Genomic DNA, 19,607 nt, shown 5'->3' on the forward strand with positions numbered 1-19,607 from the left:
CGTCCTCCATGTTTGGTTCCAACGACGACAAGAAAGCACCAGCTGCGGCTGGCGAGAAAAAAAGCCTGTTCGGATGGCTGCGCAAAAAACCGCAGGAACCCGTCGTCGAACAGCCACAGCCACTTCCAGAGCCAGCGCCCGCGCCGGTTATGGAAGAAGCGCCCGCGCCGATTGTGTTGCCGATCACCGAGCCGGTGCTACAGCCGGTTGCAGAGCCTGAACCTGAAATCGTTGGCGAACAGCCGCTGACACCTGCTGCTGAGCCATGGCTGAGCTTGCCAGTGGCAGAAGAGCCGGTGGCGCTGGTTGAAGACGAGCAGGCTGCGCATGTAGCGCCGCCTATTCCTGCGCCCACGGCGTTTTCTCCCGAGCCGGTTCAAGCAACAGTGATTGAACCGGTGGTGGTCGAGCCTGCAGCCGTAGTTGTAGAACCTGAGTTGCCTGCTGTCATGGCTCCGGTTGCTCCGGTTGCTCCGGTTGCTCCGGTTGAGCCCGTGCTCGCCGCGCCAGCGCCTGTTATGGCTCCTGCAGTCGCCGAGTCCGTTGAACGGGTCGAAGTCCCCGCCGAGCCGTCGCGCATTGAAGAAAACAAAGCCGGTTTTTTCGCCCGTCTCAAGCAAGGGCTGTCCAAGACCAGCGCCAGCATCGGCGAAGGCATGGCGAGTCTGTTTCTCGGCAAAAAAATCATCGATGACGAGCTGCTCGAAGACATCGAAACCCGCTTGCTGACGGCCGACGTAGGTGTTGAAGCAACCTCGGTGATCATTCAGCGTCTGACGCAAAAAGTTGCGCGCAAGGAACTGGCCGACGTCGCTGCGCTATACAAATCCTTGCAAGCAGAGCTTGCGGCGATGCTCAAGCCTGTCGAGCAACCGCTGAAAATCGCCTCGCAGAACAAGCCGTTTGTGATTCTGGTCGTTGGCGTCAACGGCGCCGGCAAGACCACCACCATCGGCAAACTGGCCAAGAAGCTGCAGCTCGAAGGCAAGAAAGTCATGCTCGCGGCCGGCGACACCTTCCGTGCCGCTGCCGTGGAGCAGTTGCAGGTATGGGGTGAGCGTAACAAGATCCCGGTCATCGCCCAGCACACCGGCGCCGATTCCGCCTCAGTGATTTTCGACGCCGTGCAGGCCGCCAAGGCTCGTGGCATCGACGTACTGATCGCCGACACGGCCGGTCGCCTGCACACCAAAGACAATCTGATGGAAGAGCTGAAAAAGGTTCGTCGGGTCATTAGCAAACTCGACGCCGACGCACCGCACGAAGTGCTGCTGGTGCTCGACGCGGGCACCGGTCAGAACGCCATCAGCCAGGCCAAGCAATTCCACCAGACCGTCGAGCTGACGGGGCTGGCCCTGACCAAACTCGACGGCACCGCCAAGGGTGGGGTGATCTTCGCCCTGGCCAAGCAGTTCGGGCTGCCGATTCGCTACATTGGTGTCGGTGAAGGCATTGATGACTTGCGTACTTTTGAAGCAGAACCCTTTGTCCAGGCATTGTTTGCCGAGCGGGAGCGTTCATGATTCGTTTCGAACAGGTCGGTAAACGCTACCCGAACGGTCACGTCGGCTTGCATGAACTGAGCTTTCGAGTCCGGCGCGGCGAATTTCTGTTTGTCACCGGCCATTCCGGCGCGGGCAAAAGCACGCTGTTGCGCCTGTTGCTGGCCATGGAGCGTCCGACCACGGGCAAATTGCTCCTCGCCGGGCAAGACCTCGGCACTATCAGCAATGCGCAGATTCCTTTTCTGCGTCGGCAGATCGGCGTGGTGTTTCAGAATCACCAGTTGCTGTTCGATCGCACGGTGTTCAACAACGTGGCGCTGCCATTGCAGATTCTCGGCCTGTCCAAAGCCGAAATCACCAAGCGCGTGGATTCGGCGCTGGAGCGCGTCGCGCTCTCGGACAAGACCGATCTCTACCCGGGAGATTTGTCCACCGGTCAGCAGCAGCGCGTCGGCATTGCCCGCGCCATCGTCCATCGCCCGGCATTGCTGCTGGCGGATGAACCCACCGGTAACCTCGACCCGCGTCTGGCCGCCGAGATCATGGGCGTGTTTGAGGACATCAATCGTCTGGGCACCAGTGTGCTCATCGCCAGCCATGACCTGGCACTGATTGCCCGCATGCGTCATCGCATGCTGACCTTGCAGCGTGGTCGCTTGATCGGCGACGGGGAGGCCGGGGTATGAGTGCGACACGCAGTCCCAAGGTTTCCGAGCGAGTAGCGCCGAAAGCCGCCGACCCGCATGCGCCGAAGAAGAAACGCGACGAGGACGACGGCCCGGACTTCGCCACGCTGTTCCGTGCCTGGGTCGAAAGCCATCGCGCGAGTCTGCTCGACAGTTTGCGCCGTTTGGGCAAACAGCCTATCGGCAGTTTCTTCACCTGCATGGTGATGGCCGTGGCCCTCAGTCTGCCCATGGGGCTGTCACTTCTGCTGAATAACGTCGAGCGTCTGGGCGGCTCCTGGCAGCGCGCGGCGCAGATTTCCCTGTACCTGCAACTCGACGCCAGCCCGACCGAGGCCGAAGCGTTGCGTGCGCAGATCAAAGGCATTCCCGGCGTCGCCGAAGCTGAATATGTCAGCCGGGATCAGGCGCTGGAAGAATTCCAGCAACAGTCCGGACTGGGCGATGCGCTCAAGGAGCTGCCGGAGAACCCGCTGCCCGGCGTAGTCCTGGTCACTCCGAACGAGGTCGACAAGCCCGCGCTTGAAGCATTACGACAAAAACTTTCCGAGTTACCCAAGGTACAACTGGCGCAACTTGATCTAGTCTGGGTCGAGCGTCTGGCAGCCATACTCAAGCTGGGCGACCGATTTGTCTTCGGTCTGACCGTGCTTTTGGTTTCCGCATTACTTTTGGTGATAGGCAATACCATTCGTCTTCATATTGAAAACCGGCGCACAGAGATAGAAGTGATTAAACTCGTCGGTGGCACTGACAGCTATGTGCGCAGGCCCTTCCTTTATATGGGCGCGCTGTATGGCCTCGGTGCAGGGGTTCTGTCCTGGGGTGTATTGGCCTTCGGGCTTGATTGGTTGAACGATGCGGTGGTTGGGCTGGCCGGCTTGTACGGCAGCGATTTTGCGCTGGCGGGAGTGCCGGTTGCCGATGGTCTGTCGCTCTTGCTTGGCGCGTTGCTGTTGGGTTATATCGGTGCATGGATTGCAGTCGCTCGTCATCTCAGGGAGTTGGCGCCGAAGTAGTATCTTTTTGCGCGTATTGACCTTTCAGTTTTTGTGGGAACTTGTCTTTCGGTTTCCGGTCAATTTTCGCAGTGCTGAACTGCACGAGTTATGTAAGACGGAGGTTTTTTCGTATGACCAATTCTTTGCAACCTGCATATGCTCTGGTCCCAGGCGCGAACCTGGAGGCTTATGTGCACACGGTGAACAGCATTCCATTGCTGACGCCGGAGCAGGAGCGTGAACTGGCCGAGAGTCTCTACTATGAGCAGGATTTGGGGGCGGCTCGGCAGATGGTGCTCGCCCACCTGCGTTTTGTCGTACACATCGCCCGTAGCTATTCCGGTTACGGTCTGGCTCAGGCTGACCTGATCCAGGAAGGTAACGTCGGCCTGATGAAGGCTGTAAAACGCTTCAACCCGGAAATGGGTGTGCGTCTGGTGTCGTTCGCCGTGCACTGGATCAAGGCGGAAATTCACGAGTTCATCCTGCGCAACTGGCGCATCGTGAAAGTCGCGACCACCAAGGCTCAGCGCAAGCTGTTCTTCAACCTGCGCAGCCAGAAGAAACGTCTGGCGTGGCTGAACAACGAGGAAGTCCACCGTGTGGCGGAAAGCCTCGGCGTCGAGCCGCGGGAAGTGCGCGAGATGGAAAGTCGCCTGACCGGCCATGACATGGCCTTCGACCCGGCTGCTGAAGCCGACGACGACAGCGCTTTTCAATCGCCGGCCAATTATCTGGAAGACCACCGGTACGACCCGGCTCGTCAACTGGAAGATGCCGACTGGAGCGACAACTCCAACCACAACCTGCACGAAGCGCTGGAAGTGCTGGACGACCGCAGTCGTGACATTCTTTATCAGCGCTGGCTGGCTGAAGAGAAAGCTACGCTGCATGACCTGGCGCAGAAGTACAACGTGTCGGCCGAGCGTATTCGTCAGCTCGAAAAGAGTGCGATGAACAAGCTCAAGTTGTCGATCGCCGCGTAATCTGGCGCCTGGCAATTAAAAACGCCCCGATCAGTGATGATCGGGGCGTTTTTGTGTGCGTGCACTGGCAGCTTTACCTTGGTTTGATTGTGGAAGTGAGCCTGCTCGCGATAGCGGTCAATCATCCGGCGACTATGGCGACTGAATGGACGCCATCGCGAGCAGGCTCGCTGCCACAGGGGATTGCGGTGTTATTGCGCCCACGGCGCCCGCCGTGAATCATTGAGCCCCACCAGATAACTGTCGCCGCCCAACTGGTTCATCTGCTGGCGAATCCACCCGGCCCGGCGCGCTACGTAACTGGTTGGACGACTCGCGCTCCAGACCCTTGGGTTGGGCAGGACTGCTGCAAGCAAGCTCGCCTGTTGCCGCGACAACGACCGCGCGCTCACGCCAAAATGATGCCGGGCCGCCGCTTCGGCGCCAAACACACCCTTGTCCAGCTCGACACTGTTGAGGTAAACCTCAAGAATACGCTGCTTGGGCCACAACACCTCAATCAGTGCGGTAAACCACGCTTCCAGGCCTTTGCGCAGCCAGCTGCGCCCCGACCATAGAAACAGGTTTTTCGAGACCTGCTGGCTAAGCGTGCTGGCGCCTCGAACCGTACCGCCGAGTTCGTTGTGCGCCAAGGCTTTCTGAATCGCTCCGAAATCGAAGCCCCAGTGCTCCGGGAATTTTTGATCTTCCCCGGCAATTACAGCAAGCTTGAGATCATCGGAGATTTCATCCCAAGGCTTCCAGGTGCGCTGCAGATCGATCGGTTCGCCATCGGTCCACGATTCGACCTTTCGCTCGATCATCAGCGCCGTTCCCGGTGGTGGAACTACGCGGAAAATCAAAACCAGCAAAATGCTGCCGCCGGCGAACCACAGCAAGGCTTTGATGAAACGTCGCAAAAAAATACGCAGCATAGAGATGGCTTGGCCGAACCCGTTGAGCGGGCCATTATACAGACCCTGTGGATTGAGTCTGACTGGAGTTCTTCATGCTGCGTGGCTTTCTGATGCTGGCTGCTTTTTTCGGCTTCACCGGCGTTGCCCTGGGCGCGTTCGCCGCTCACGGCCTGAAAAGCCGTCTGACTGCCGAATACCTGGCAATATTCCACACTGGCGTCACCTACCAGCTGGTGCATACCCTGGCCTTGTTAGGAGTAGCGTTGCTGGCCACGCAGGTCCCCGGCCGGCTGGTCACATGGGCCGGCGCCTCGTTTGCCATCGGCATTTTGCTGTTTTCCGGCAGCTTGTACATCTTGACCATGACAGGCATCAGCAAACTGGGGGTCATCACGCCTTTCGGCGGTTTGGCATTCTTGATCGGCTGGTTTTGTCTGGGCCTTGCTGCCTGGCGGCTGAGCTGAGAGCGCATCCCGTTTGAATCGGCCGCTGAATCAGCTCGCGTTCTTCAAGATGGTCAGCAGGACTTCGGTAAAATCAGCCTCAAGAACGCGATTGCCGTATCCGCTGAGGTGATCGGCGTCGCGATATAACGGTTTACCGTCGGCAAAGGCTGAGCAAATCTTGCCCGGGCACAAAAGCGGCAGCGGGTCCCACACATGGACCATCGGGTATTGCTCTGTCAGCCGGTCGATCAATGCCATTTGGGGGCCCCGCAACCGCTCCAGCTGTTCCCGATCCATGCTGAATCCATCGGCGCATATTGGGTTCAACCGGTTGAACCAGTCCGAGCAGCGGTAAGGCGGCGCCTTGAAAATAGGTTTGGGCGCATCAATCAGCACCTGTACCTGGGTCGCCATTAGCCGAGAGAGCACTGCTCGCGCGGAGGCGTGTGCGCCATCGATCTGATTCGGCGTAAGTTCGGAAAGCACCTCTTCGAGGACTACTGCATCACCCCGGGCCCAACCGCGGCCGGCCAGCTCTGGCATGCGTAATGAGGCGAGAAAGACGATGTCACCCGGTTTCGCTTGCGTTTCCACCTTGCGCAAAGCGCTTTCCCGAGCTTGCGTGCAGGCGCCTTGCGGGTCAGGCGCGATCAGGTTGACCACTGCACAACCACCACGCTCATATTCCACAACCCTGATGCCCAGTCGCTGAGAAGCAATGCTTAACAGGGTGCGATAGGCTGCGGCATGCGAATCGCCGATAACAAACAGCTGACGGTCCTCCCACTGCGGGTCCCTGACTGGATCGCTGATCAGGTGTTGCGGGACCTGTCGGGAAAACCAGGTCGAAGTGTCTCGAGTATTGCTTAGCGACAAGACTTCGGGATTATCGGAGACCCACTGTGCAGTCGACCAGGACACGCTAGTTGCCACGAGACACCCGGCGATCGGCACCCAGGGGCTGCGCCCGAGGGCCAGGCGACCGTGGCGCAACGGCAATTCAATGCAGTGATAGGAGGTTGCCGCAAGCGCCATCACGATGAACGGGTAGGCGAGTTGAGCCGCAAGCTGCTCCAGGCCAATGGTCCAGCGCAAGAACACCAGCACCGGCCAATGCCAGAGGTACAGCGAGTATGAGATCCGCCCGATATAGGTCACCGTCGACGACTGCAGCAGTCGCAAGGGCAAGGATGGAGCAGCCGTTGGCTGCACCAGAGCGCTGATGACGAGCAGCGTGCCCGTCACGCTGACGAGTGCCCAGGGGAAAGGAAACTGGTTTTCGTCTGCCAGCAGGAACCCTGCGGTGATCAGTGTCAGCCCGGCGTAAAGTAGTATGCCCGGGGAACGCAGTGTGAACCGGCCGCTTTCTGTCAATTGGTAGAGGATGGCACCGGCGGCTAGCTCCCAGAATCGGCTGGGTAGCAAGTAGAACGCTTCAAGAGGACTGTCTCGAGTTTGGACAGCACTGACCGCCAGTGATATCAGCGCCAGCAGCGGCAAGATTAGCCAGACGGACCTGTGCCGGTCCTTGTAGCGCAGCCAGGCGAAATAGATAAGCGGGAATACCAGGTAGAACTGCTCTTCAACGGCGAGCGTCCAGGTGTGGGTATAGGGATTGAGCAAGGCGGAAGGGGAGAAGTAAGTATCGGTGTTCCATGCCAGCACAAAGTTACTCAAGCCGAAAAATGCCGCGAGCCCGGTGCTGTCATTTTGCTGGCTGAGCCAGGCTTGCGGCACGAACATCGTGGAGATCAGGCTGCACGTCACCAGTACCACCAGCAGCGCGGGCATGATCCGCAACAAGCGGCGGCGATAGAAGTCCGTCAGATAGGCTGCAAAGCCTTGGTCGGATCGGCCGGCAAGTGATTGGCTGATGACATACCCTGAGATGACGAAGAAAATGTCGACACCAGTAAAACCGCCGGGTAGCACGCCCAGGAAGTCAGCGTGGAAGATCATCACGCTCAGTACTGCAACGGCGCGCAGGCCGTCGATAGCGGGGATGTTTGCTGTCAATCGCATGCAGGTCACGCGTTCTCCTTGCGGGAAGAGCATTCTTGGTTTGACTTGACGTGAGGCGAGGATAGCCGGTTGAGAAATGGCGGAAGTAAATAAGGTGTTGCGGGGTTAGTCCGTGCTAAACGCACTCAATGCAAGTCCCAGGGCCTGCACCGCCGGGCAGTTGAGCTGACCGCACGGTCCAATTCATGACGAATGGCTTGGGTCGCCAAGTCTGATCGGGCTAGAATGCCAGCCCCTAAAATGATGGCGGCCATTCGGTATGCGCATTCAGTTGAACGGCGAATCCCTTGAACTGCCCGACGGTGAAACCGTTGCGGCCCTGCTGACCCGTCTGGAACTGACCGGTCGCCGGGTTGCGGTTGAACTCAATCTGGATATCGTCCCGCGCAGCCAGCATACGGAAACCATGCTGAACGACGGCGACTCGGTCGAAGTGGTACACGCCATCGGCGGCGGCTAGCCGCGCAGCCCGCAAGGCCCGAATTCTGCAAGACCCTCACCCCTACAGAGGATTTCCCATGAGCATCGTTCGTAGCGACAAGCCCTTCGTCCTGGCCGGTCGTACTTGCCAGTCGCGTTTGCTGGTCGGCACCGGCAAGTACCGCGACATGGAAGAAACCCGCCTGGCCATCGAAGCCTCGGGCGCCGAGATCGTGACCTTCGCCGTGCGGCGTACCAACCTCGGCCAGAACCCGGGCGAACCGAACCTGCTCGAAGTTCTGTCGCCGGAGCGCTATACCTTTCTGCCTAACACTGCCGGTTGCTTCGATGCTACCGAGGCTGTGCGCACCTGTCGCCTCGCCCGCGAGCTGCTCGGTGGCCACAATCTGGTGAAGCTGGAAGTGCTGGCCGACCAGAAAACTCTGTTCCCCAACGTGATCGAAACCCTCAAGGCCGCCGAAGTGCTGGTCAAGGAAGGTTTCGACGTGATGGTCTATACCAGCGATGACCCGATCATTGCCCGTCAACTGGCGGAAATCGGCGTTATCGCGGTCATGCCGCTGGCCGGTCTGATCGGTACAGGCCTGGGGATCTGCAACCCGTACAACCTGCAGATCATCCTCGAAGAAGCCAAGATCCCGGTGCTGGTGGATGCCGGTGTCGGTACCGCTTCCGACGCCACCATCGCCATGGAACTGGGTTGCGAAGCGGTGCTGATGAACTCGGCAATCGCCCATGCTCAGCAGCCGGTCATGATGGCTGAAGCCATGAAACACGCCATCGTTGCAGGTCGCTTGGCCTACCTCGCCGGCCGGATGCCGAAAAAACTCTATGCCAGCGCCTCCTCGCCGCTGGATGGTCTGATCAAGTAAGAGCCATTGATGACTGAATCAAACGACACGCCAATCCAGACGGAAGAAGGCGACGAGCGCCAACACCGCCGCATCAAGAGTTTCGTGATGCGCGCCGGGCGCATGACCGAAGGCCAGCAACGCGGCCTTGACCAGGGCACGCCGCTATTCGTGTTGCCGCTGGCCGATGCGCCGGTGGACTTCGATCAGGTGTTCGGTCGCTCGGCGCCGCGCTCGCTGGAGATCGGTTTTGGCATGGGCCATTCGCTGCTGGAAATGGCAACGGCTTCGCCCGAACAGGATTTCATCGGTGTGGAAGTGCACCGGCCCGGTGTTGGCGCATTGCTCAATGGCGTGGTGACTCAGGGCCTGACCAACTTGCGCGTCTACGATTGCGATGCGATCGAAGTGCTCAACCGCTGTATCGCCGACAACAGCCTCGATCGCCTGATGCTGTTTTTCCCGGACCCGTGGCACAAGAGCCGTCATCACAAGCGCCGTATCGTTCAGGCGTCGTTTGCTGAACTGGTGCGCAGCAAGTTGAAAGTCGGCGGCGTCCTGCACATGGCCACCGACTGGGAACCGTATGCGGAGTACATGCTGGAAGTGATGAACGTCGCGCCGGGTTATCGCAACCTGGCCGAAGACGGCAAGTGCGTCCCGCGCCCGGCCGAGCGCCCGATCACCAAGTTCGAACGCCGTGGCGAACGACTTGGGCATGGCGTGTGGGATTTGAAGTTCGAAAAGCTGTCCTGAACCGTAACGCAATAAACACTGTGGGAGCGACGGTGCGACGATTCGACCTGCTCGCGAAAGCGGTCTGACATTCAAAGAAGATGTTGAATGTTATGACCTCTTCGCGAGCAGGTCGAATCGTCGCACCGTCGCTCCCACATTTGTTTTGGGGTGTTTTCGAGATTCAGCGGCGGTCGGCGACGACACCGATCAGCACCAGCACTACCAACAACACCGGCGCCAGGCTGTAGTTGTTGAACTGGCTCAAACCTTTGACGATCCATGGCGTGGCGTAAATCAGCGCCGCACCGCTGCCGACCATGCACACTGCAGCCATCAACGGGACGCGCAAGGCACCGGCGATGCTGCCCAGACGCTGGTCGACCCAGCCTTTGATGTCCGCGCCGAACAACACCAGCAAACAGCCCACCAGTGCCAGAGAGATTTCCGACAGGTTGCTGCGGCTCCAGCGGGACACCGTGGCGAGCAGGTCGAGTACCAAATCCATTCGAATTCCTTAGGTCAGAAAATTCTGCAGCAAGTCATTGAGAAAGAGTTGTCCGCGCTCGGTGGCCGCCAGACGTGACGGTTCGACCTGCAACAGGCCACTTTGTTCTGCATCACGGCGGCCTTCGGCGAGGCTTTCCAGCGGCAAACCGGTGCGTTCGGGATACAAGTGCGATTCAACGCCAGCGGTCAAACGCAAGGCGTTCATCAGAAACTCGAACGGCAGTTCTTCATTGGTCAGGGCTTTCTCGCCCGCCTGGAAGTTTTTCGCCGGGTTCAGATAGTCTCTAGGCAGACGCGTCTTCCAGGTGCGCACGATGCGCCCGTCCGGGTGGCTGAGCTTGCCGTGGGCGCCGGCGCCGATGCCGATAAAGTCACCAAAGCTCCAGTAATTGAGATTGTGCCGCGCAGGACGACCGGGCTGCGCGTAGGCCGATACTTCGTACTGCGCGTAACCGTGTTCCGCCAGTAACGCCTGGCCGGCTTCCTGGATGTCCCACAGCGTGTCGTCTTCCGGCAGCGTCGGCGGCTGGTTCCAGAATACGGTGTTCGGCTCCAGCGTCAGTTGATACCAGGACAGATGCGTGGGGTTCAGCGCGATGGCCTGGCGCAGGTCGCTCAATGCATCGTCCAGCGACTGGTTCGGCAGGCCGTGCATCAGGTCCAGATTGAAATTGTCGAAGCCGGCCGTGCGCGCCATGCCGGCAGCCCGTATCGCTTCGTCGCCGTTATGGATCCGCCCCAACGCCTCCAGCTTTTCCTGCTGAAAACTCTGGATACCAATCGACAGGCGATTGATCCCCAGCGCTCTGTAAGCCACGAATTTTTCCTGTTCGAACGTCCCGGGATTGGCCTCCAGGGTGATTTCGATGTCGCTGGCAAACGGGATCCGTTGCTCGACACCCTTGAGCAAGCGACCCAAGGCAGCAGCGCTGAACAGGCTGGGCGTGCCTCCGCCGAAGAAAATCGAACTCAACTGCCTGCCGTAGACCGCGTGCAAGTCCTGATCGAGGTCAGTCAGCAACGCGTCCACGTACTCTTCTTCCGGCAGCACCGGGCTGGCGGTGTGGGAGTTGAAGTCGCAATACGGGCATTTGCGCACACACCACGGAATGTGGATGTACAACGCCAGCGGCGGCAGTACGGGCATGGCCGCACGTGGCGATTGCACGGCGCCGCCGAAAATCAGCGGCGACGCGGAGGGGGTGTGGGTCATTTCAGGCCCAGACGCTGGCGCAGCAGATCCATTGCACGGGCGCGGTGGCTGATCAGGTTCTTTTCATTCGGACTCAGTTCCGCACTTGAGCAATCTCGCTCCGGCACCCAGAACAGCGGGTCATAACCAAAGCCATGTTCACCGCTGGCGGCCGGCAGAATGCGTCCGTGCCACAGGCCCTCGCAGAGGATCGGCAACGGATCGTCGGCATGCCGCACCAAGGCAAGCACACAAACGAACTGCGCACCGCGTTCGGTTTCCGGCACATCCTTCAAGGCCTCCAGCAGTTTGGCGTTGTTCGCCGCGTCGCCCTTGCCATCGGCGTAACGGGCCGAATAAATGCCCGGCGCGCCACCTAGGAAATCCACCGCCAGACCGGAATCGTCGGCCAGCGCCGGCAAACCGGAAATGCGCGCCGCGTTGCGTGCCTTGAGAATGGCGTTTTCGACAAACGACAGGCCGGTTTCTTCAGGCTCGACGCTGCTGAACTCGCCGATCGAGCGCAGTTGCACCGAGTCGCCGAGCATGGCCTGGAGTTCCTTGAGTTTGCCGGCGTTGTGGCTGGCCAGCACGAGTTGGGTGAAAGTGATCATTCGCCGGGGAATAGCTCTTGGTTGAAATTAAGGGTGTTGATTTTATCGCCGGTCTGCACGTTGATATTGAAAGTGCGGACTTCCTGCTGATCCACCGGGAACTGGGCGATGTAGTAGATCGCGCCCTGCTCGGTGATTTGCCGGAAGTTCAGCTTTACGCTTTGGCTGGTCAGGTCTTTGATCGTACCGCTGACCTGAGCCATCTGCGGCTTGCCGTCTTTAACCACGGAAACATTGATGACGCCTTGGTTCTTGCTGCGTGTCAGCTCGGCGGCCTTGGCGATGTCCGGGGTCAGGAACGTCGAGTTGAAGGTGTTGTAATGCACCGTCACATCGCCGAATTTTTCCTGGCGGTCACCCTTGATGGCGTCGGCAGCCATCGCCGTGACGCTCAGGCAGGCAGTGAGTACAAACAGCGCTAGGCGAACCATGATCCTTACTCCTTATAAATGGCCTGGCAAATGGCGTGATTCAGACCGCGATCCGGTGATCCTGCAGCCCTGGACTGCTGACGCGGTAGATGCCGATCTCACCTAACAGATTAGGCCAAAGCTTACTGGCCCACCCGTGACGGTGCTGTTGATCCACCGCCAGCCGATCAATGACCTTGGCTTCACGTTCGCGACATAATGCTTCAAAGTCTTCGAAGGTACAGAAGTGAATGTTGGGCGTGTTGTACCAAGTGTAAGGAAGGAATTCCGATACCGGCATACGTCCCTTGCTCGCCAGATACCAGCGGCAACGCCAGTGACCGAAGTTGGGGAAGGTGATGATGCATTGGCGGCCGACCCGTAGCATCTCGTCGAGAATGCGGTCGGGGTAGTGGACGGCTTGCAGGGCCTGGGTCATGACCACGATGTCGAAGCTGTTGCTGGCAAAGTTGCCGAGGCCCTTGTCCAGATCCTGCTCGATGACGTTGATGCCTTTGGCAACGCACTCGGCGATGTTGTCCGGGTCGTTTTCCAGGCCGTAGCCGGTCACTTGCTTGTGGTCGCGCAGCCAGGTCAGCAGCTCGCCGTCACCGCAGCCAAGGTCGAGCACGCGGCTGCCGGCGGGTATCCATTCCTGGATGATTTCCAGATCAGCTCTCATGGCTTTCTCGCTTCTCACAACGGTATGCGGTTCATGTAATTGCTGAACGCCTGCAGATAGCGCGGGATCGGAATCAGGAAGGCGTCGTGGCCTTGCGGAGCATCGATCTCGAGGTAGCAGACGTCTTTCTTGGCCGCCATCAGCGCGTCCACCAGCTCCCGTGAGCGGGCAGGGGAGAAACGCCAGTCAGTGGTGAAGGACATCACGCAGAATTTCGCCGAGGCGCCAGCGAAGGTTTTCGCCAGGTCATCGTCGAAGTTCGCTGCCGGGTCGAAGTAGTCCAGCGCTTTGGTCATTAGCAGATAAGTGTTGGCGTCGAAACGGCCGGAAAACTCTTCGCCCTGATAACGCAGATAGCTTTCCACCTGGAACTCGACGCTGTGGAAGTCGTAGTTGAGCTTTTCGCTTTTCAGGCCACGGCCGAATTTCTCGCCCATGGAATCGTCGGACAAGTAGGTGATATGACCGACCATCCGCGCCAGCATCAGCCCGCGTTTGGGGATCACGCCAGCTTCCTGGAACGAGCCGCCGTGGAATTCCGGATCGGTGAGGATGGCCTGGCGCGCGACTTCATTGAAGGCGATGTTTTGCGCCGACAGCTTGGGCGCCGAGGCGATGGCCAGGCAGTGCCGTACTCGATCCGGGTAGGTGATGGTCCACTGTAACGCCTGCATTCCGCCGAGACTGCCGCCGATGACGGCGGCCCACTGGCTGATGCCGAGCAGATCAGACAGACGCGCCTGACTGTGCACCCAGTCTTCAACGGTGAGCACCGGGAAGTCGGCGCCAAACGGCTTGCCGGTGTCCGGGTTGAGGCTGCTCGGACCGGTCGAACCGTTGCAGCCGCCTAGGTTGTTCAGGCTGACGACGAAGAACCTGTCGGTATCGATTGGCTTGCCGGGGCCGATGCAGCTGTCCCACCAACCGGGTTTGCGCTCGTCGGGGCTGTGGAAACCGGCAGCGTGGTGATGCCCGGACAAGGCGTGGCAGATCAGCACGGCGTTGCTCGCCGTGGCATTGAGCGTGCCGTAGGTTTCGTAGATCAGGTCATACGCTGGAAGCGAGCGGCCACAGGCCAGGGCCAGGGGATCGCTGAAGTGGGCGACTTGCGGCGTCACCAGACCAACAGAATCGGCGGGAAAGGCAGTTGGCATCGACCCTGCTCTCGTTGAAATGAGGCGTAAGTCTAAAGACCGGTGGGGTTAGCGGCAAGCAAAGGCCGGGGCTGATTTCATTCAGTGAGACCGCGGTGCAGCCTTCGCGAGCAGGCTCGCTCCCACAGGGATCACATTAATCCTGTGGGAGCGAGCCTGCTCGCGAAGAACGATGATTCGGTGAGCCTGCTGGTTACATCAACAGGCGCAGGATTTCCGGCATCATGGTCATGGCGGCAAGATTGTTGATCACCAGCATGTCGATCAGCTTGAGCACCAGGAACGCGAGGATCGGCGAGATATCCAGACCACCAAGGTTCGGTACGATTTTGCGGAACGGCGCCAGGGCCGGCTCGCAGATGTCATTCACCAGTTCAGCGCCAGGGTTGTGGCTGCCCGGCGCGACCCAGGACAGGATGACGCTGATGATCAGGGCGAAAAAGAAAATCTTCAGGAACAGCGCCGTCACGCCGATCAACGACCAGATGAACAATTGCAGCGGGTTGCCGGTGGTGCCGTACGTCAGCAGCAGCGTCAGGGCCATCAGCGCCAGTTGCACCAGAATCGCCAGCACCAGCGAGGACATGTCCAGACCGAACATGCTCGGGATGATCCGGCGCAGTGGCTTGAGCAGCGGTTGCGTGGCTTTGACGATGAACTGGCAAAGCGGGTTATAGAAGTTCGCGCGTACCAGCTGCAGTACGAAGCGCAGGAGCACGATCAGCAAATACAGGCTGCCGAGGGTTTGCAGCACGTAGACCGCTGCAGTGTTCAATCCAATCATGTAAGGCTCCTTATTGACCTAGTTGTTCGGCCATTTCGGCCGAGCGGTGCGCAGCGGCGCCGAGTGCTTCTTCAACCAGGGCTTCGAAGCCCCCGGCCTGGAATGACTTGATTGCAGCTTCCGTGGTGCCCGACGGCGAGGTCACGCGGCGACGCAGTTCAGCGGCATCGACATCGCTGGCCACCGCCATGTGCGCGGCGCCCAGAGCGGTTTGCACGGTCAGTTGTGCTGCGATGTCTGCCGGCAGGCCAAGCTTGACGCCGGCAGCGGTCATCGCTTCAATCAACAGGAAGAAGTAGGCAGGGCCCGAACCGGATACCGCAGTGACCGCGTCCAGCTGTTGTTCTTCATTCAGCCACAAGGCGATGCCGACTGCAGATAGCAGTTCTTCCGCCTGCCGGCGTTGCTCCTCCGTCACCTCGGCGGTGGCGAACAAGCCACTTACACCCTGACGCAACAGTGCCGGAGTATTGGGCATGCAGCGCACGATCGGCTGGGCGCCAAGCCAGTTGTTCATGCTGGCACAGGTGATGCCCGCCGCAATTGAGACAACCAGTTGATTTGGTTTCAGGCTGGGGCGGATTGCCTCGCAGACGGCTTTCATCGCCTGGGGTTTGACCGCCAACACCACGACGTCTGCATCTTTGATGGCTTCTGCGTTGTCGGCGAAGACGTCGATGCCCTGTTCGGCGTTCACTTTGGCGCGAGTCTCTGCGCCCGGGTCGCTGGCGCGGATCAGTCCAGCGTCCAGTCCCTTGGCACGAAGCCCGCCGATAAGGCTGGCGGCCATGTTGCCGGCACCGATAAAGGCAATACGCGTGTTGCTCATGTCAGGTCCTTATAAAAGAGAAGAGTCGGCCATGGTTCAAGGCTGATGATAGTCGCGGGCACCAAACAGGGCCGTACCGACACGCACCCAGGTGGAGCCCATGGCGATGGCCGATTCGAGGTCGTGGCTCATGCCCATGGACAGTGTGTCCAGCGGCAGACTGAGGCTGGCCTGCAGGCGTTGTACGGCAGCAAAGGCGGCATCCTGCGCGGCGCGATCTTCAGTCGGCTCGGGAATCGCCATCAACCCGCGCAACGTGAGGTGGGGCAGTTCGCTGATGGCTTTGGCCAGTGCCGGCAGATCGGCAGGAGTACAGCCGGATTTACTGGATTCGCCGCTGACGTTGACCTGGATGCAGATGTTCAGTGGCGGCAAATCGGCGGGGCGTTGTTCGGACAATCGTTGTGCGATTTTCAAACGATCCACGGAGTGCACCCAGGCGAAGTGCTCGGCAATTGCACGAGTCTTGTTCGATTGAATGGGGCCGATGAAGTGCCAGATCAAGGGCAGGTCCGCCAACTCGAGCTGTTTGCTCAAGGCTTCCTGCAGATAGTTCTCGCCAAAATCGCGGATTCCGGCGGCGTAGGCTTCACGCAGTGCCTCGGCGGGCTTGGTTTTGCTCACTGCCAGCAGTTGCACGCTGTGCTCGTCGCGGTGGGCAGCGAGTGTGGCGGCACGTATGCGCGAAGTAACCTTAACGATGTTGTCTGCTATCGTGGACATTCAATGTGCGCCAGCGGGTCAGAGTTCGCGGCATTCTACTGGAATTGAGGAGCGCTATGGATATCACTGAGCTGCTGGCTTTCAGCGCCAAACAAGGCGCGTCCGACCTGCACCTGTCGGCCGGCCTGCCACCGATGATCCGCGTCGACGGCGATGTACGGCGCATCAACCTGCCGGCACTGGATCACAAGCAGGTGCAGGAGCTGATCTACGACATCATGAACGATACCCAGCGGGTGGACTTCGAGAAGAATCTGGAAACCGATTTTTCCTTCGACGTGCCCGGGGTGGCACGTTTTCGGGTTAATGCGTTCAATCAGAATCGTGGTGCGGGCGCGGTGTTCCGCACCATTCCGTCGAAAGTCCTGACCATGGATGACCTGGGCATGGGCGAAGTGTTTCGCCGCATTACCGAGTCGCCCCGTGGTCTGGTGCTGGTAACGGGCCCGACCGGTTCCGGCAAGTCGACAACACTGGCGGCGATGATCGATTACCTGAACAACCATCGCCATCATCATATTCTCACCATCGAAGACCCGATCGAGTTCGTTCACGAATCGCGTAAATGTCTGATCAATCAGCGCGAAGTTCACCGTGATACCCGCAGTTTTTCCACCGCGTTGCGCTCGGCGCTACGGGAAGACCCGGACGTGATTCTGGTGGGTGAAATGCGTGACCTGGAAACCATTCGCCTTGCACTGACGGCGGCCGAAACCGGGCATCTGGTGTTTGGCACCCTGCACACTACGTCAGCGGCGAAGACCATTGACCGGATAGTGGACGTGTTCCCGGGCGACGAAAAATCGATGGTGCGCTCGATGTTGTCCGAGTCGTTGCTGGCGGTGGTATCGCAGGCGTTGGTGAAAAAGGTCGGCGGCGGGCGTATTGCCGCGCATGAAATCATGCTCGGCACCTCGGCGATCCGTAACCTGATTCGAGAGGACAAGGTGGCGCAGATGTACTCGTCGATTCAGACTGGCGGGAACCTGGGGATGCAGACGCTGGATATGTGCTTGAAGGATTTGCTGAGCAAGGGCTTGATCAGTCGCGAACACGCGCGGGAGAAAGCGCGCACGCCGGATAATTTCTGACGTTGAACACAGCCCTGTGGCGAGGGGCTTTATGGGAGGGGGCTATGTGACAGGTGGCTTTGTGGCAAGGGGCTATTTAGCAGGGGGCTTTGTAGCAAGGGGTATGTAGCAGGGGGCTTGGTAGCAGGGGCTTTTGTGGCGAGGGGACTTGTCCCCGTTGGACTGCGCAGCAGGCCTGGAAAAGCGGGGTCGCTGCGCAACCCAACGGGGGCAAGCCCCCTCGCCACACAGGCCCCCTCGCCACAAAATCCCCTCACCGCAGGTCCCATCACTACAGGGGCTCACCATTGATCAGCGCTGAACGACCTGCAGCGTGCTCTTCTCTTTCGGCAGCACCCGCTTGGCGACCACGTAATGGCTCTGCCAGTAAGGCTTTTTCAGCGTGTCGATGGTCACCGACTTGCCACGCCGGGGCGCGTGGATAAAGCGGTCGTTGCCAAGGTAAATGGCGACGTGATTGACGCGACGGCTCTTGATATTGAAGAAAATCAGGTCGCCTGGTTTCAAATCCTTGCGATCGACTTTCTCGCCATGACCTGTGGCCATGGCGTTGGAAGTGCGTGGCAGGTCGAAGGTGGCGTCGTTGAACGCATATTTCACCAGACCGCTGCAATCAAAGCCTTTACTTGGGCTGCTGCCGCCCCAACGATAAGGTGTGCCGAGCACGTTTACCGCGCGGCTCAACACGTTGCTGCTTTCCTTGGTCCCCATTGGAGGCACAAGTTTGCTGTTGGCTTTGCTCAGCTGGGTCGGCCGTTTTGCAGTTTGCTTGTTCTTGCTCGTTGGAGCAGAAACATGGGATTTAGGGGTGAAACCATTGACGTTAGGAAGACGTTGCTCACGATTGGTGGCGTGGGCGGCCAGTGGCATTAGTAGGCAGATGGTCAGCCATGTCTTGAAAAATGGACGCATTCGGCAGGGCTCATATAGGTTAGCGCGCAACTTTATAACAGCTTTTCCGCCGCTTCCGGGTCCGTTTGTCGATTCGGCCCAGGGCCAAGGGAACCAAATAAACTCGAATTCGTCTGCGCTGTCGGACAAAAGTTAAGAGCAACAAGGCTTTAACAGACGCACAGTGTGGACGACCGTACGTCGGCCGCTTGTAAAAAAGTCACAAAGAATTCAACAATATTTATCTATCGTGTGCATCGAGGCCCAAATGAACACCTATCAACATCCTGTTCCGCGTCAGAACACGCATAGCAAACTCATAGGGTACTTGCTGTGGATTCTCGGCTTCACTGGCGCTCACCGCTTCTACTACGGCAAGCCAGTAACCGGGACGATCTGGTTCTTCACATTCGGATTGCTTGGTATCGGCTGGCTGATCGATCTGTTCCTGATTCCAGCCATGGACCGTGAAGCGGATCTGCGTTTCACCGCTGGGCCGATCGAATACAACGTCGCGTGGATTCTGCTGACGTTCCTGGGCGTGTTCGGCGTGCACCGTATGTATCAAGGCAAGTGGATCAGCGGCTTGCTGTACCTGGTGACGGGCGGGCTGTTCTTTCTGGGAGTGCTGTATGACTTCTGGACGCTGAATGACCAGGTGTCCGTGCGTAACGCGCAGAACCGCGGCGCTTTCCAGTAAGTAATGCGGCGAGGGCTATCTGGTTGGTGGTCTTCTTGTGGCGAGGGGGCTTGCCCCCGTTGGGCTGCGAAGCAGGCCCCCAAATCTGCGACTGCTGCGCAGCCGAACGGGGGCAACCCCCCTCGCCACAAAAGCCCACTCTTCAAGTAGCCCTAAAACCAACAGCCCACTCTTCAAGTGGCCCTAAAACCAACAGCCCACTCTTCAAGTGGCCCTAAAACCAACAGCCCACTCTTCAAGGAGCCCTAAAATCAGCAGCCCACTTTTCAAGTAGCCCTTAACCAGCAGACCCTCACCACAACGTCAGGCCTGGTGACTGATCCGCCCATCTACCAGCGTGTAACGCACCACACTCGGCAAGCTATGCCCAATGAACGGGCAGTTTTCACCCTTGGACAGCCAGGTTTCGCCGGCCACGGTCGACGCCGCTGGGTCGAACAGCACGATGTCCGCCGGGC

General features: G+C 59.2%; 22 protein-coding genes and 1 pseudogene. 10 read left to right on the forward strand and 13 right to left on the reverse strand.

Annotation, left to right across the window (positions count from 1 at the left end):
- Positions 1 to 8 precede the first annotated feature (8 nt).
- The 4 genes from ftsY to rpoH all read left to right on the forward strand — a co-directional run bounded on the left by ftsY (position 9) and on the right by rpoH (position 4,178).
- Entirely contained in the window at positions 9 to 1,523 is a 1,515-nt protein-coding gene (ftsY, locus tag F8N12_RS16505) for a signal recognition particle-docking protein FtsY (protein WP_150581395.1), read from the forward strand.
- Positions 1,520 to 2,191 (forward strand): cell division ATP-binding protein FtsE, encoded by a 672-nt coding sequence (gene ftsE / locus F8N12_RS16510; protein ID WP_150581396.1) that lies wholly within the window; start codon positions 1,520 to 1,522, stop codon positions 2,189 to 2,191. Before ftsY ends, ftsE begins: the two co-directional genes overlap by 4 nt.
- Positions 2,188 to 3,210 (forward strand): permease-like cell division protein FtsX, encoded by a 1,023-nt coding sequence (gene ftsX / locus F8N12_RS16515; protein WP_150581397.1) that lies wholly within the window; start codon positions 2,188 to 2,190, stop codon positions 3,208 to 3,210. The genes ftsE and ftsX overlap by 4 nt, the downstream gene beginning before the upstream one ends.
- A gap of 113 nt (positions 3,211 to 3,323) precedes the next feature.
- Entirely contained in the window at positions 3,324 to 4,178 is an 855-nt protein-coding gene (gene rpoH / locus F8N12_RS16520; protein WP_007897890.1) for an RNA polymerase sigma factor RpoH, read from the forward strand.
- A gap of 191 nt (positions 4,179 to 4,369) precedes the next feature.
- Here the strand turns inward: rpoH and mtgA are convergent, their stop codons facing one another.
- Complete coding sequence (gene mtgA / locus F8N12_RS16525) at positions 4,370 to 5,092, reverse strand: monofunctional biosynthetic peptidoglycan transglycosylase (RefSeq protein WP_150581398.1); 723 nt, start codon at positions 5,090 to 5,092, stop codon at positions 4,370 to 4,372.
- A 74-nt stretch (positions 5,093 to 5,166) separates the two neighbouring features.
- Here mtgA and F8N12_RS16530 point away from each other — a divergent pair, with 74 nt between their 5' ends.
- Positions 5,167 to 5,538, forward strand: a complete 372-nt coding sequence (locus F8N12_RS16530) for a DUF423 domain-containing protein (protein ID WP_150581399.1) — start codon at positions 5,167 to 5,169, stop codon at positions 5,536 to 5,538.
- A gap of 30 nt (positions 5,539 to 5,568) precedes the next feature.
- On the opposite strand, the gene F8N12_RS16535 is transcribed toward F8N12_RS16530, so the two are convergent.
- Positions 5,569 to 7,575: an acyltransferase family protein gene (locus F8N12_RS16535; RefSeq protein ID WP_224787713.1), complete on the reverse strand. Its 2,007-nt coding sequence runs from the start codon at positions 7,573 to 7,575 to the stop codon at positions 5,569 to 5,571.
- Between the two features lie 226 nt (positions 7,576 to 7,801).
- Here F8N12_RS16535 and thiS point away from each other — a divergent pair, with 226 nt between their 5' ends.
- Genes thiS through trmB form a run of 3 tightly spaced genes read left to right on the forward strand, consistent with a single transcriptional unit; the run spans position 7,802 to position 9,590 of the window.
- On the forward strand, positions 7,802 to 8,002 hold the full coding sequence (gene thiS / locus F8N12_RS16540) for a sulfur carrier protein ThiS (RefSeq protein WP_150581400.1): 201 nt from the start codon (positions 7,802 to 7,804) through the stop codon (positions 8,000 to 8,002).
- Positions 8,003 to 8,060: 58 nt separating this feature from the next.
- A complete protein-coding gene (locus tag F8N12_RS16545) occupies positions 8,061 to 8,855 on the forward strand; it encodes a thiazole synthase (RefSeq protein WP_150581401.1) in 795 nt (264 codons plus the stop codon).
- A 9-nt stretch (positions 8,856 to 8,864) separates the two neighbouring features.
- Positions 8,865 to 9,590 (forward strand): tRNA (guanosine(46)-N7)-methyltransferase TrmB, encoded by a 726-nt coding sequence (gene trmB / locus F8N12_RS16550; protein WP_150581402.1) that lies wholly within the window; start codon positions 8,865 to 8,867, stop codon positions 9,588 to 9,590.
- A 163-nt stretch (positions 9,591 to 9,753) separates the two neighbouring features.
- Here the strand turns inward: trmB and F8N12_RS16555 are convergent, their stop codons facing one another.
- The 9 genes from F8N12_RS16555 to F8N12_RS16595 all read right to left on the reverse strand — a co-directional run bounded on the left by F8N12_RS16555 (position 9,754) and on the right by F8N12_RS16595 (position 16,467).
- Entirely contained in the window at positions 9,754 to 10,077 is a 324-nt protein-coding gene (locus F8N12_RS16555) for a DUF3392 domain-containing protein (RefSeq protein WP_150581403.1), read from the reverse strand.
- 9 nt (positions 10,078 to 10,086) lie between these two features.
- The gene (gene hemW / locus F8N12_RS16560) at positions 10,087 to 11,226 is read right to left on the reverse strand and encodes a radical SAM family heme chaperone HemW (RefSeq protein ID WP_224787714.1); all 1,140 of its coding nucleotides are present in this window, start codon (positions 11,224 to 11,226) and stop codon (positions 10,087 to 10,089) included.
- Positions 11,227 to 11,288: 62 nt separating this feature from the next.
- Positions 11,289 to 11,885: an RdgB/HAM1 family non-canonical purine NTP pyrophosphatase gene (gene rdgB / locus F8N12_RS16565; protein ID WP_150581405.1), complete on the reverse strand. Its 597-nt coding sequence runs from the start codon at positions 11,883 to 11,885 to the stop codon at positions 11,289 to 11,291.
- Positions 11,882 to 12,316, reverse strand: coding sequence for a DUF4426 domain-containing protein (locus tag F8N12_RS16570; protein ID WP_150581406.1), 435 nt, complete (start codon positions 12,314 to 12,316; stop codon positions 11,882 to 11,884). Before F8N12_RS16570 ends, rdgB begins: the two co-directional genes overlap by 4 nt.
- Positions 12,317 to 12,356: 40 nt before the next feature.
- Positions 12,357 to 12,977 carry a methionine biosynthesis protein MetW gene (gene metW / locus F8N12_RS16575; RefSeq protein ID WP_150581407.1) on the reverse strand — a complete coding sequence of 207 codons (621 nt, stop codon included), beginning with the start codon at positions 12,975 to 12,977 and terminating at the stop codon, positions 12,357 to 12,359.
- Positions 12,978 to 12,991: 14 nt separating this feature from the next.
- The gene (metX, locus tag F8N12_RS16580; protein ID WP_150581408.1) at positions 12,992 to 14,131 is read right to left on the reverse strand and encodes a homoserine O-succinyltransferase MetX; all 1,140 of its coding nucleotides are present in this window, start codon (positions 14,129 to 14,131) and stop codon (positions 12,992 to 12,994) included.
- 193 nt (positions 14,132 to 14,324) lie between these two features.
- Entirely contained in the window at positions 14,325 to 14,915 is a 591-nt protein-coding gene (locus F8N12_RS16585; protein WP_150581409.1) for a YggT family protein, read from the reverse strand.
- A 10-nt stretch (positions 14,916 to 14,925) separates the two neighbouring features.
- A complete protein-coding gene (gene proC / locus F8N12_RS16590) occupies positions 14,926 to 15,744 on the reverse strand; it encodes a pyrroline-5-carboxylate reductase (protein WP_150581410.1) in 819 nt (272 codons plus the stop codon).
- A gap of 36 nt (positions 15,745 to 15,780) precedes the next feature.
- Positions 15,781 to 16,467, reverse strand: a complete 687-nt coding sequence (locus F8N12_RS16595) for a YggS family pyridoxal phosphate-dependent enzyme (protein WP_150581411.1) — start codon at positions 16,465 to 16,467, stop codon at positions 15,781 to 15,783.
- Between the two features lie 56 nt (positions 16,468 to 16,523).
- Here F8N12_RS16595 and F8N12_RS16600 point away from each other — a divergent pair, with 56 nt between their 5' ends.
- Positions 16,524 to 17,558: a type IV pilus twitching motility protein PilT gene (locus tag F8N12_RS16600; protein ID WP_150581412.1), complete on the forward strand. Its 1,035-nt coding sequence runs from the start codon at positions 16,524 to 16,526 to the stop codon at positions 17,556 to 17,558.
- Between the two features lie 291 nt (positions 17,559 to 17,849).
- Here the strand turns inward: F8N12_RS16600 and F8N12_RS16610 are convergent, their stop codons facing one another.
- Positions 17,850 to 18,470, reverse strand: a complete 621-nt coding sequence (locus F8N12_RS16610; RefSeq protein WP_150581414.1) for a C40 family peptidase — start codon at positions 18,468 to 18,470, stop codon at positions 17,850 to 17,852.
- A gap of 247 nt (positions 18,471 to 18,717) precedes the next feature.
- Between F8N12_RS16610 and F8N12_RS16615 the strand changes: the two genes are divergently transcribed.
- Entirely contained in the window at positions 18,718 to 19,149 is a 432-nt protein-coding gene (locus F8N12_RS16615) for an NINE protein (protein ID WP_150581415.1), read from the forward strand.
- A gap of 303 nt (positions 19,150 to 19,452) precedes the next feature.
- On the opposite strand, the pseudogene F8N12_RS16620 reads toward F8N12_RS16615, so the two are convergent.
- Positions 19,453 to 19,607, reverse strand: a pseudogene (locus F8N12_RS16620) (dihydroorotase); the annotation flags it as partial.

It is taken from the genome of Pseudomonas fluorescens, assembly GCF_902497625.1.
Classification (GTDB): Bacteria; Pseudomonadota; Gammaproteobacteria; order Pseudomonadales; family Pseudomonadaceae; genus Aquipseudomonas; species Aquipseudomonas fluorescens_BQ.